The organism is Xenorhabdus griffiniae, from assembly GCF_015163655.1.
Classification (GTDB): domain Bacteria; phylum Pseudomonadota; class Gammaproteobacteria; order Enterobacterales; family Enterobacteriaceae; genus Xenorhabdus; species Xenorhabdus griffiniae.
Genome location: NZ_JADEUF010000039.1, coordinates 18,560 through 32,127, shown reverse-complemented (window position 1 = coordinate 32,127; position 13,568 = coordinate 18,560). Strand labels below are relative to the sequence as shown.

6 protein-coding genes are annotated in these 13,568 nt (G+C 44.4%); 5 read left to right on the top strand and 1 reads right to left on the bottom strand.

Going from position 1 to position 13,568, the window contains the following annotated elements; translation table 11 throughout:
- The coding region (locus IQ211_RS19535) for a hypothetical protein (protein WP_228011589.1) at positions 1–184 on the top strand (184 nt) is incomplete at its 5' end.
- Here IQ211_RS19535 and IQ211_RS08390 read toward each other — a convergent pair.
- Positions 170–928, bottom strand: coding sequence for a glycoside hydrolase family 19 protein (locus IQ211_RS08390; RefSeq protein WP_189760580.1), 759 nt, complete (start codon positions 926–928; stop codon positions 170–172). The genes IQ211_RS19535 and IQ211_RS08390 overlap by 15 nt on opposite strands.
- Positions 929–1,652: 724 nt before the next feature.
- Here IQ211_RS08390 and recC point away from each other — a divergent pair.
- From recC to recD, 4 genes are read left to right on the top strand one after another with little or no spacing between them, the layout of a single operon-like run.
- Positions 1,653–5,075: an exodeoxyribonuclease V subunit gamma gene (gene recC / locus IQ211_RS08385; protein ID WP_189760581.1), complete on the top strand. Its 3,423-nt coding sequence runs from the start codon at positions 1,653–1,655 to the stop codon at positions 5,073–5,075.
- A 19-nt stretch (positions 5,076–5,094) separates the two neighbouring features.
- A complete protein-coding gene (gene ptrA, locus IQ211_RS08380) occupies positions 5,095–7,980 on the top strand; it encodes a pitrilysin (RefSeq protein ID WP_189760582.1) in 2,886 nt (961 codons plus the stop codon).
- Positions 7,977–11,627, top strand: a complete 3,651-nt coding sequence (gene recB / locus IQ211_RS08375; RefSeq protein ID WP_189760583.1) for an exodeoxyribonuclease V subunit beta — start codon at positions 7,977–7,979, stop codon at positions 11,625–11,627. The genes ptrA and recB overlap by 4 nt, the downstream gene beginning before the upstream one ends.
- A complete protein-coding gene (gene recD, locus IQ211_RS08370) occupies positions 11,624–13,540 on the top strand; it encodes an exodeoxyribonuclease V subunit alpha (protein WP_399478352.1) in 1,917 nt (638 codons plus the stop codon). Before recB ends, recD begins: the two co-directional genes overlap by 4 nt.
- The last annotated feature ends 28 nt before the right edge of the window (positions 13,541–13,568 follow it).

Genomic DNA, 13,568 nt, shown 5'->3' with positions numbered 1-13,568 from the left:
AATATACCCAAGTCTGGCATTATATTTTTGGGAATATACATTGACATATTTTATATTGATTGGTTTTTCACCATGTGAACTCAGGCATATTATTTCAGAATATATATCAAACGCGAAAGAATTTACTGAAAATGAAAGTAATGACAGAAAAACAATATTTTTAATCATCTTAATTACCTTTTAAAAGAATTATTTTTTTATTTACATAAGTAAGAACATCAGAATATTTAATGCCGTATATTTTATTATCTTTCTGACTAGTCTTGTAAGGTTTCTCCATTATTAGTTGTTGTGTTCTCTCATAGCCTTTCAAAGCCTCATTTTTATCTTTTACTGTTCCTTTTTTCTTTGTGGTAGGATCATGCCAAAGTCCCCATGCGAGAGAATTAACCCTGTTATCGTAAATAGAGCTATGAGTAAACTCGAATTTCCCATCACCTAATAACTGATTAAGATGTTCTGCCCTTAATATATCAATAATTCTTTTTAAATGTTTTAACCTATCATCATAACCTGTGAATCCTCCATTAATAATTGCTGTCACCTTGTTAAAATCATCATTTTTTCCTGAGTTAATACATAATCTATAGAACCAAAATACAGACAAGACACTATGTGGTGGAGACAATAGTTTATCCCTAGCCTGAGGAGAAGATGTTACATCTTCTTTAATAAATTTCTCATAAGCTTGATAATTCTCTATCCGTGATAATTGTATAAATTCCCGTCCATACCATGGGTTATACCACATTGTTTCACCTCCATTTTCTTTCATAAGCCGCATTCCACCGGTTTCATGATAAATCTGAGCAAAAAAGTGGGCTTTTTCCCGACATGTTGTAATACCAAATCGCCTAAGCCCTTGATTAAATGCCCCTAAGTTATCTTCTAATATTTTTGATGGTGCTTTAGGTGCTATTTTTTTCAATTCCTCCAACGTAATATCCCGATTACAGGCACAGTTATCCCAGCCAACGGTTTTCCCTGTTCATCCACTAATTGAAATTCAATCCAGTTCTTCAGTATCTTCTGACAATCGTGACAATACACTGAATTTTCATTACTCATAAATTTTGTTCCTGTTCTTTTCTTGTTCCCCAGAGATGTTTTCAATTTGCTGTTCGGTTTCGAGTTTTGCCATAGCCAGTGTTATGTTTGTTGCTCCAGTCTTCCTACTGGCTGATCTGGTTGTTTTGCCATTGCACCGTGGTTTCCTATAAATCGTCATGCAATGCGCTATTTAATACTTTCAATCCGTAAGGGAATCGCTGTGCAATAAACGGATTTTCAGTCAGCAAAATACGGTTATTTTACGCATAAACTCATCAAATTAATTAATGAATTAAATCCTATTTTATCGTTTTTTGGTGAAATATGAGGCAATGAACGGAATACGCAGGCAAATTCAGGTGAGTGGATACACTAACCCTCTTTAAAAGGCTGTTTAGGCCGTTTGTCAGATGAAAAATATTTTCCGGTTGCTATTATTACGTTTGAAGCGAGCTGATTAACCACTTACTGATATCTCAAATCGCAGTAGTGAAAAACACGATATTGTTTGAAACGGAGGCGTGACAAAATAGCGGATAGTTTACAGAGAGGGTTGTTCTTGGATGTTTTAATTGGTGGTTTCTATTCCAGTGGGAGCATTGATGTTTAGCGTTTATCATTCGAATCAGCTCGATATTCTCAAGGAATTGATGGCGATATTGATTGGGGAAGATCCCCTTCCTGACCCATTTCGCAAAGAAGTGATTTTGGTTCAAAGCCCGGGGATGTCACAGTGGTTGCAAATTCAGTTAGCAGAAAAACTGGGTATTGCTGCGAACATGGAGTTCCCGCTGCCGGCTACCTTTATCTGGCAGATGTTTACCCAAGTGTTGCCTGATATTCCCAAAGACAGCGCTTTCAGTAAAGATGCCATGAAGTGGAAGCTGATGACCTTACTGCCCGATTTGTTGACGGAGCCAGAATTTTCAGCGCTCAGGCATTATCTTGATCAAGATATTGATAAACGGAAAATTCACCAGTTGGCTGGCAGAATTGCTGATCTGTTTGACCAATATTTGGTTTATCGTCCACATTGGTTAGAAAGCTGGGAAGATGGTCAATTAATTGATGGTTTGGGTAGTAACCAGTTATGGCAAAAAAGGTTATGGTTTGAACTGACAGCTTATACCCGCCAGCTACAACAATCTTTGTGGCACCGGGCTAATTTATACCAACGATTTATCTTGGCGTTGGAAGAAGGGAGTTTTCCATTAGAGGCTCTTCCCTCGCGTATTTTCATCTGCGGCATATCTGTATTACCTCCCGCTTATCTGCAAGTATTGAAGGCATTGGGTAAACATATTGATATTCATCTTATGTTCACGAATCCATGCCAATATTATTGGGGCGATATCCAGAGTTATGCCTTTCTCGCCAGGTTAACTAGCCGTAAGCCAACACATTATAAAAGCAGGCAATTGCTGGAAAGATTCAAAAATCCCGAAGAGGCGCCATCGCTGTTTAATGCCGAAGGGGAGCAGGAGTTGAATAACCCATTGCTGGCATCTTGGGGAAAATTGGGCAGGGATCACCTCTATCTGCTGTCACAATTGGAGCCAGATTCCGATATTCATGCCTTTGTTGAATCAGAACCAGATTCTGTTTTGCACCAAATCCAGCAAGATATTCTTAACCTTGAAGATCATGCTCAGATTGGTTCTACCGAAAATTCTTTCAAAAACAGCCTGAAAAAGCGCCCGATTAATAGTGCTGATCGCTCATTGACTTTTCATTCATGCCATAGCCCACAGAGGGAAATCGAAGTATTGCAGGATCAAATCCTGCGTTTATTGGATGATGACCCTTCACTGACACCGAGGGACATCATTGTGATGATGGCGGATATCGATAGCTATGCTCCCTACATTCAGGCTGTTTTTGGCAATGCGCCTGATGATCGTTATATCCCCTTTGCCATCTCTGACCGTAAAGCTCGTCAGGCACATCCTGTCTTGCAGGCATTCATTACTCTGTTGGAGCTGCCGCAGAGTCGGTTTACGGCAGAACAGGTGTTGGCATTATTGGAAGTTCCTGCTTTAGCTAACAAATTCGCGATTCAGGAAGAAGGATTGCGTTTATTACGGCGCTGGGTAAAAGAATCGGGAATTTGCTGGGGGTTGGATGATGACAATATTGAAGCATTATCGTTGCCTGCCACAGGGCAGAATACCTGGCGCTTTGGCTTGACGCGTATGCTACTGGGTTATGCGATGGATAGCCATGCCGGGCCGTGGAACGATGTTTTGCCTTATGATGAATCCAGTGGGCTTGCTGCTGAACTGGCAGGACAATTAGCTGAGTTTCTAATGGCATTGAATCGCTGGCGTAAAATTTTGAGCGAAGAACAGCGATTGACGGATTGGTTGGCGATATGTCCGCAACTGCTGGAAACTTTTTTCGAGATGGATGATGAAATTGAACTGGTTCTGGCACTCATTACTCAGCAATGGCAAAAAGTGATTGATGATGGCCTGAATGCTCATTACGAAGAAAGTATTCCTTTGGTGTTGTTGCGTGATGAGTTGGCGCTTCGTTTTGATGATGAAAAAATTAGCCAGCGTTTCCTCGCCGGAGCACTCAATTTTTGCACTCTGATGCCTATGCGCTCCATTCCTTTTAAAGTGGTTTGCCTGTTGGGAATGAATGATGGCGTTTATCCACGTACTATCCCGCCACTTGGGTTTGATCTGATGGCAGAAAAGACTCAGCGAGGAGATAGGAAACGGCGCGACGATGACCGTTATCTCTTTCTGGAAGCGTTGGTTTCGGCGGAACAATTTCTTTACATTAGCTATATTGGCAAATCGATTCGTGATGATACTGAGTGCAACCCCTCTGTATTGGTCAACGAATTACTGGATTATATTTGTCAGAGTTTTTGCTTATCCGGCGATGAAATGTTGAATGTTGATGACAGCGCCAAAAATGTCAGAAAACATCTGCTGTCACAGCATACCCGTGTGCCTTTTGCGACAGAAAATTTCTTACCTGACCATCATTTACAAAGTTATGCTACAGAATGGTTGCCAGCTGCGACACAACAGGGGGTTTCAGCAACTGATTTTTGCCAGCCGATTGCTTTTGATCGCAGTGGGGTAAAAGAAATTGCATTAGATGAGCTGATCCGCTTTTATCGACACCCTGTCCGGGCATTTTTTCAGCAAAGGTTGAAGGTGCATTTTGTTATTGAAGAGATGGAGTTACCTGAAGAAGAACCTTTTGTGCTGGATAACCTGCAACGTTACCAATTTAACCAACTACTGCTAAGCATCCTGATTGAGCAGGGGGCACCTGAATCTCTGTTTTACCATCTTCGTGCGTCGGGGGGGTTGCCCTATGGTTCCTTTGGTGAAGTTTATTGGATGGATCAACTGGAATCCATGCAGCCTTTGGCCGCCAGGGTGCGTGAAGAGAGAACGGCCTCTTCTTCTATTGACCTATATGAGCCATTAGACACGGTGGTGTTGACTGGCAGAATCAATCAGATACAGCCTGATGGAATTTTACGTTGGCGACCAGCGAACTTAACGGCCAATGATGGTATCCAATTATGGATTGAACACCTTGCCTATTGTCTTTCAGGTGGAAGTAGTGAAAGCCGCATATATGGAACAGGTAAAAAGGGCAAAAAAGAGAAGGAAGATAAAAAGGTGTCAGAATATCGTTTCTTAGCGTTAAAACCGGAGGAGGCAAAACACTATTTGAACCAGATGATAGAGGGTTATTTTCAAGGTATGTCTGAACCTCTTCCTTTGTTTTGCCGAAGCGGTTGGGCATGGCTAGTTGACTGTTTTGATAAGGAAACGGGTGAAATCGATTTTCGCGAAGAGGTTCAACAAAGCGCGGAAAATAAATTAATGGAACACTGGTTAGGAACACATGACAGGAAAGGGGAAAGCGCTGATCACTACGTACAAAGGGCTTTCCGGCGAGTTGATCAATCACTTTTGGAGCGAATGAAGCGTGAAACTCAGCGCTATTTACTGCCGATGGCACGCTATTCCAATGGATCATTATTTAAATAATTAGGGAGAATATTAGGTTATGCCTAAATGTCTTATCCGCATCATGACGGTGCTCTTTCTGCTATTTTTTGGGGTTACTGTATATGCACAATCGCCCTGGCAGCCATTGCCAGATACGATCCACAAAAGTGATCGCGATCCTCGTCAATATAAAGCGATTAAATTGCAAAATGGCATGACCGTTTTGCTGGTTTCTGATGAAAAAGCGATTAAATCATTGGCTGCCGTCTCTCTTCCGGTTGGCCATATGGAAAATCCAGATAATCAGCTTGGTCTGGCTCACTATCTTGAGCACATGGTATTGATGGGTTCCAAGCGTTACCCACAACCCGGCGGATTTGCTGAATTCTTGCAAAAACATGGGGGAAGCCGTAACGCCAGTACCAATGCCAACCGTACGGCATTCTATCTGGAAGTTGAAAATGACGCTTTAACAGAAGCGGTTGATCGCCTGGCGGATGCGCTGGCTGAACCTTTGCTGGAGCCAGTCAATGCGGATCGTGAACGCCATGCTGTTGATAATGAAATGACCATCGCTCGTGCGGGTGAAGGGCATCGCTTATGGCAAATTCGTTCCGAAACCCTCAATCCGGCTCACCCTAATGCTCGCTTTGCTGGTGGAAATCTAGAAACACTGAAAGATAAACCTGACAGCAAATTACAGACGGCCCTGATTGATTTTTACCAACGTTATTACTCCGCTAATCTGATGAAAGGGGTTGTGTATGGCAATCAATCCATCGATAAACTGGCTCAGATTGCGACAGAAACCTTTGGCCGTATTCCGAACCGACATGCTTCGGTGCCTGCCATTACCGTACCGGCAATGACAGATAAAGAAAAAGGCATCATTATCCATTATGTGCCCGCACAACCTTACAAAGCGTTGCGACTGGAGTTTAGCATTGCTGACAACAGTGCCGATTTTCGCAGTAAGACTGACGCTTATGTCGGGTATTTGATTGGTAATCGCAGCCAAAATACCTTGTCTGATTGGTTACAAAAGCAGGGATTAATCGAAAGTATCGATGCCGGGGCACATCCCAAAACTGATGGTAATTCCGGGACGTTTAATATTTATGTTTCACTCACGGATAAGGGGCTTGAACAGCGTGATCAAGTTATCGCAGCCATCTTTTCCTACATTAATCTGCTAAAACAGCAGGGGATCAACAAGAGTTATTTCGATGAAATGGCTAAGGTCCTGAATTTGTCATTCCAGTATGCGTCAATCGTACGCAATATGAATTATATCGAAGGGCTGTCCGATGCCATGCTGGTATTGCCTATATCCCATGTGCTGGATGCAGGTTATGTTACAGATGAATTTAATCCACAAGCAATAGCGAGCCGTCTGGACGAATTAACACCGGAAAATGCGCGTATCTGGTTTATCAGCCCAACAGAGCCACATAATAAAGAAGCTTACTTTGTGCAGGCTCCGTATCAAGTCAATAAAATGACGTCAAGCCAGTTGGCGAAATGGAAAAAACTCGAACAGGGAGATTTATTCTCTTTGCCTGAGTTGAACCCTTATATACCTGATGATTTATCCCTGGTTAACACATCGGGTAGCCAAGAATACCCTAAAATGATTTTGGAAAAACCCAATGTCCGCTTGCTGTATATGCCGAGCCAATATTTTGCCGATGAACCTAAAGGCAGTATTGCACTGGAGATGCGCAATCCAAATGGATTACAAAACATCAAAGATCAGGTTTCAGATACCTTATTAAACTATTTGTCTGGGCTTGCACTTGATCAACTGAGTTATCAGGCATCGGTTGGGGGAATGGGTGTTCATATCGGTTATGTTGATGGTTTGAAAATCAGCGTCAATGGTTATACACAGCACTTACCAGAGTTGTTAACTTCAGCAATTGATCAATATATTTCGTTTATACCGACTCAAGAAGAACTGGATCAGGCGAAATCGTGGTATCGGGAACAAATGGAAGTCGCCAATAATGGCAAGGCTTTTCAAATGGCGATGCAACCTGTTTCCCGTCTCTCTGGTGTGCCTTATTTTGAACAGGCCGAAAAATTGAAAGTGCTGGATACCATCACGGTTGACGATATTGTCAACTACCGTCAAAGCATGATCCAACACTCGGCATTACAGGCTTTGGTGTTCGGTAATTTCACTGAACAGCAGAGTATTAACCTCGTTCAGTCAGCACAGAAGCAGCTCGCTAACCAGGGGACGGTATGGTGGACTGGCAAGAGCATTGTGATTGATCGTAATTATGCGGTTAATTTCAATGGAACGGCAAATAGCACGGATAATGCTCTGGAAGAAATCTTTATTCCAACGGGGTATGACCGTATCCAGGGATCGGTCTATTCCAATTTGCTGAGTAGCATTTTGTCGCCGTGGTTCTATGATCAATTGAGGACGAAAGAACAGCTTGGTTATGCCGTTTTTGCTTTCAACGGAAATATAGGTAAACAGTGGGGATTAGGCTTCTTGCTGCAAAGTAACAGCAAGCAACCGGATTATCTGCATCAACGCTATCAGAGCTTTTATCAACAGGCTGATAAAAAACTGAAAGCGATGTCTGATGCTGAGTTTGAACAGTATAAAAAATCGCTGCTGACAGAAATGCGTGAGCCGCCACAGACTTTCTATTTAGAAGTGGCTCGCTTTGATGCAGATTTTGGGCGCAATAATTTCAAATTTGATACCCGTGAGAAAATCATTGCAGCGATGGAAAAAGCCACCAAAGCGCAGGTGATTGCGTTTTATGAAAAAGCCGTGCTTAAACGTCAGGGATTGGCACTGGTTTCCCAAATTGTCGGGAAAAAAGGTACAGCTCATCAATATGCCGAACTGAAAGGCTGGAAAACTTACGACTATGTGTCAGATTTCCAGAAACAATTACCGGTTAAGGTGAATGCTCAGTGAGCAAAGAAATACCCTCTCATAAGCTTAACCCGTTAACACTGCCGCTGTATGGTCAGCGGCTGATCGAAGCGTCAGCAGGAACGGGAAAGACTTACACGATAGGCTTGTTGTATCTCCGGCTGTTACTCGGATTAGGCGGCTCTGCTGCCTTTTCCCGTCCGCTGAATGTCGAAGAGATCCTGGTTGTGACCTTTACGCAAGCGGCGACGGATGAATTGCGTGGACGTATCCGTGAAAATATCCATCAGCTCCGTTTGGCTTGTATACGGCAAGAAACAGCGGCCAGCGATCCAGTCTATCAGCAATTACTGGCTGAAATTCCTGACAGGGAAAGTGCGGCCAGCTGGTTATTAGCCGCTGAACGCCAGATGGATGAGGCAGCGATTTATACCATCCACGGCTTTTGCCAGCGTATGTTAGTCCACAATGCGTTTGAGTCTGGTGTTCTGTTTGATCAAACCTTAATTCAGGATGAAAACCAGCTACGTAAACAAGGCTGCGCTGATTTTTGGCGCCGTCACTGTTATCCCCTGCCATTGCCAATCGCTGCGGAAGTCAGCCGGATATGGAATGGGCCGGAAGCATTATTGAAAGATATTTCAGACTACTTGCACGGAGATATGCCGTATATCGTCAATGCCCCTGATGGTGATGAAACGTTGTTTAGCCGTCATCAGAAAATTATTGAGCAGATTGAGGCGATAAAGCAGCAGTGGAATAGCGCCGCTTCTGGGTTAGAGGCGCTGATTACTCATTCAGGTGTTGATAAGCGCAGCTACAGCAAAAAATATTTACCTAACTGGCTGAATAGTGTTTCTGAGTGGGCTAAATCACCCACCGAAGATTACCTGTTGCCCAAAGAGTTGGATAAATTTGGTCAGTCACGCTTGTTAGAAAAAACGAAAAAAGGGGAAGCTCCGCAACATGCGTTGTTTGTAGCAATTGATGGTTTATATCAGCACCCATTGACGTTGAAAGATATCCTCCTCTCCAAAGCAATTGTTGAAGTTCGCCAATCGGTTAATCAGGAGAAACTTAACCGTGGTTACATGGGATTTGATGATTTGCTGACCCGTCTGGACAGTGCCTTGCAACGTGCAGGAGGAGAACAGCTTGCAGCAACCATTCGGCAGCGTTATCCCGTTGCAATGATTGATGAATTTCAGGATACCGATCCACAACAATATCGCATTTTTCAGGCCATATATTGCCATCAATCAGAGAATGAACGGGCTGAAAACGAAACGGGTTTATTGTTTATTGGCGACCCCAAACAAGCGATTTATGCGTTTCGTGGGGCAGATATTTTTACCTACATTCGTGCGCGTTCTCACGTTAAGGCCCATTACACGCTGGAAACGAACTGGCGTTCTTCCGCACCAATGGTGCAGGCTGTCAATACACTGTTTTCCCGCCCAGAACGCCCATTTTTGTTTGCACAAATCCCTTTTATTGACGTTAATGCCGCAGAGAAAAATCAAGGTTTGAGATTTTCCTTATATGGTGAAGATCAAACCGCTTTGCGCTTTTGGTTACAGTCGGGTGATGGTGTTTCCAAAGGGGAATATGAGCAAACTATGGCCCGACAATGTGCTGCCCAAATACGGGATTGGTTGCAGGCTGGTCAAGAAGGGAAAGCGCTTTTATATCGGGCAAAAAATCAACCAACAGAAACAAGCCGTCCGGTGATGGCAGCGGATATTACGGTGTTGGTACGTGATCGCCGAGAAGCAGCATTAATCCGTAATGAATTAAATGCGCTAAAGATACCGTCGGTTTATCTTTCCAACCGAGAAAGTGTGTTTGATATGCCAGAAGCGAAAGATTTGCTGTGGTTATTACAGGCAGTATTAGCACCGGAAAAAGCGCGCGAATTACGAAGTGCATTAGCCAGCAGTCTATTTGGCTTAAGTGCACAACAAATTGACCAGTTGAATAACGACGAAAAGGCGTGGGATCGTCTGGTTGATGAATTTGATGGCTATGCCCGTTTATGGCGTACTCGTGGCGTATTACCCATGTTGCGGGCAGTAATGGTGAAATACCGGATAGCCGAAAATCTGCTGGCAGGTGATGACGGTGAACGCCGGCTTACCGATATTATGCACATTGGTGAGCTGTTGCAGGAGGAATCTCAACAGTTAGATAGCGAACATGCCGTTGCCCGCTGGCTGGCACAACAGATCTCACGGCCTAATCCGCAATCAGAAAATCAGCAACTGAGGCTGGAGAGTGATCGGCATCTGGTGCAGATCTGTACCATACATAAATCTAAGGGCTTAGAATATCCGTTGGTTTGCTTGCCTTTTGTTTGTAGTTACAGAAAGCAGAAGCAGGCGATTTATCATGATCGCCATAACTTTGAGGCTCATCTTAATATTTCTCATGATGATGAAGCGTTGAAAGAAGCGTTGGAGCTGGCTGATGAAGAACGCCTGGCTGAGGATCTACGCTTGCTCTACGTTGCATTAACACGTTCGGTTTATCACTGTAGCGTCGGGGTAGCTCCGCTGATTAAAGGAAATAGAGGCAAAACAGGCGATACTGATCTGCATTTATCTGCTCTTGGGTACTTGCTGCAAAAGGGCCAGAAAGGTGATGCAGAACTCTTGATTAACAGCTTGAATGAGCTTTGTGATATCGGCATTGAGATAAGGCAAGTGGGAAATACCACTGACTTGCCGTGGTGCCCACAAAGTGAAAATACTCTGTCGCTGGAAGCCAAAAAATTGCAACGTGCCGTTCGGGACGATTGGCGGGTAACGAGTTATTCGGGGTTACAATATTCTGCTTCCCATGCCACCTCTTCCACTTATGCGGGGGCATTCGGGGAATCAGTTGATGTGATTGTGCAATCCATTTCGCCTAAGCTGGATATTGAAGCGAGTGGTGAAAAGCAGGGAGAACAGTCGTTACAGATGACTCCACATACTTTTCCACGTGGAGCGTCTGCCGGCACATTCCTGCACAGTATTTTAGAAGATCTGGATTTCGGCAATCCTCCGGATCAGGTGTGGTTGGTGGAAAAACTGACAGCATCAGGATTTGATGAAAACTGGGCACCGGTATTGCAACAGTGGATAGAGGATATTTTGGGCGCAGAACTGAATGAGCAGGGAATGAAACTTGCTGATGTGCCTCGACATCACCAACAAAGTGAAATGCAGTTTTACCTGTCGGTAGATAAGTTATTGTATTCAAATGAAATTGATGTATTGATTCGTCGTTATGATCCGCTGTCTGCGCAATGTGCTCCGTTATCCTTTCATCAAGTTAAAGGCATGTTAAAAGGTTTTATTGATTTGGTTTTTTGCTGGCAAGATAAGTTTTACGTTGTGGATTACAAATCAAACTGGTTAGGTGAGAACAGCCCGTCGTATACGCAAGAAGCAATGGCAAGTGCCATGATAGAGCACCGTTACGATTTTCAGTATCAGCTTTATACCTTAGCGCTGCACCGTTATTTGCGTCACCGGTTAGCTCATTACGATTATCGCCGCCATTTTGGTGGCGTGATTTATCTGTTTTTGCGGGGTATTGATAAGGATAACCCAGGGCATGGTATTTACTCCTATTTGCCTCCCTTTGAATTTATTGACGAACTGGATACGCTTTTTAGTGCTGTCGGTGAGGAAAAAAGCGTATGAATTCCATGATGTCACTCTTGCAACAGGCGGTGAGCCAGAAGCTGCTGCGTCCTTTGGATGTGCAGTTTGCTTATGCGGTGATTGAGGCTGAAAATCCACTACTACTGTTGATTACGGCCTTGTTAAGTGCAGAATCAGGTGCTGGGCATGTCTGTTTGCCACTGGAGCGGATTTCGCCAAAATATTTTTTTGAAGGCAGGCAACCGGAGTTAGCTGCATCGCTTTGGTCTTTGGCCGGAGAACCCGATCAACAGCAAATCCTGGCTGTGTTGCAGGCATGTCCGGCGGTCAGTATGGGGGAAACGCCGGCACCGATGATCCTTTCCTGTCAAAAGGAGCGTGATTACCGCCTGTATTTACAACGTATGTGGCAAAGTGAACGGCGAGTTGCGGATTTTTTTGCTGCTGTGGAGTTGACCGACACTTTTACTCAACCTTCCCATGATCAAACGGCGCTTGATGAAATCCAGTTACGTCGCATTTTGGATGCGCTTTTTGGTGCCACTGCTGAAGGAGAGATTGATTGGCAAAAAGTTGCCGCTGCCGTGGCGGTAACGAGCCGTATTTCGGTGATCTCTGGTGGGCCAGGAACCGGTAAAACCACGACAGTAGCTAAGTTGCTGGCTACCTTGATCAAGTTACATCAAGGGAAAAAATTAAGCATTCAATTGGCTGCACCAACCGGCAAGGCAGCGGCCAGATTAACTGAATCACTGAGGGAAGCGGTCAAGAAACTCAATTTGACGCCAGAACAGTGGCATAGCGTTCCAGAACAGGCGCAAACTCTCCATCGTTTACTGGGGGCACAACCGGATAGCCAAAAACTGCGTTATGGGCGTGATAATCCGCTGTCCCTTGATATTTTGATCGTTGATGAGGCTTCAATGGTGGATTTACCGATGATGGCTCACTTGGTCGATGCTTTGCCGCCGCGGGCGAAAGTGATTTTCTTGGGGGATAAAGACCAACTTGCATCGGTTGAAGCCGGAGCGGTATTGGGCGATATTTGCCGTTTTGCTGAACAAGGTTATAGCGCCAAACGTACTGAGCAATTGGCGCGCTTGACGGGATGTCAGTTAACCTCTTATTCCACCTTACATTCCGATAAAAATATGCCTGCCGTGCGGGATAGCCTGTGTTTGCTGCGCAAAAGTTATCGCTTCAACTCGGCTTCCGGCATTGGGCGATTGGCATCAGCTGTGAATCAAGGGGATCGCAGAGGTGTCGCGGCAGTGCTGGATCAATCTTTTCCCGATGTTGATTTTTACCCGCTTGCAGCGGATGAAGATTATCAGCGTCTGTTGACGGAAACCGCGGCGGGTTATTCTCAATATTTAGCCATGGCAAATGAACGGATGGCGGAAGAAGCTATTTTGGCGACGTTTAATCGTTTTCGATTATTGTGCGCGTTAAGAGAAGGGCCCTTTGGTGTTACAGGGCTGAACCAACGAGTGGAACAACTACTGCACAGGAAAGGCGTCATTACCCTCCCCAAAAATGTGGAGAGCCGTGGTTATGTCGGGCGTCCTATCATGATATTGCGTAATGACAGCACGCTTGGGCTGTTTAACGGAGATATCGGCATTATGCTCAAAAATCAGGATAATGAGCTGAAAGCCTATTTCCAGCTATCTGATGGACAGATTAAAGGATTTCAGCCAAGCCGGTTGCCCCAACATGAAACGGCTTATGTGATGACAGTGCATAAATCTCAAGGATCTGAATTTGAGCATACGGCTTTGGTATTGCCGACCCAACACTCACCCATAGTCAGTCGGGAATTAGTGTATACCGCTCTGACGCGGGCGAGGGAAAAATTGACGATTTATGCCAATAAGCCCGTTTTGGATAGAGCGGTAGCTACAGCAACACAGCGGCGGAGCGGGTTGGTAGATTGGTTCCACCCTCAATAGAAAGCGCTATGGTTAAGGATCATTGGGT

What these genes read in the sequence shown, in the direction of transcription:
- recD (WP_399478352.1), top strand. Translation starts at nt 11,624, where the DNA reads ATGAATTCCATGATGTCACTCTTGCAACAGGCGGTGAGCCAGAAGCTG.
- ptrA (WP_189760582.1), top strand. Translation starts at nt 5,095, where the DNA reads ATGCCTAAATGTCTTATCCGCATCATGACGGTGCTCTTTCTGCTATTT.
- recC (WP_189760581.1), top strand. Translation starts at nt 1,653, where the DNA reads ATGTTTAGCGTTTATCATTCGAATCAGCTCGATATTCTCAAGGAATTG.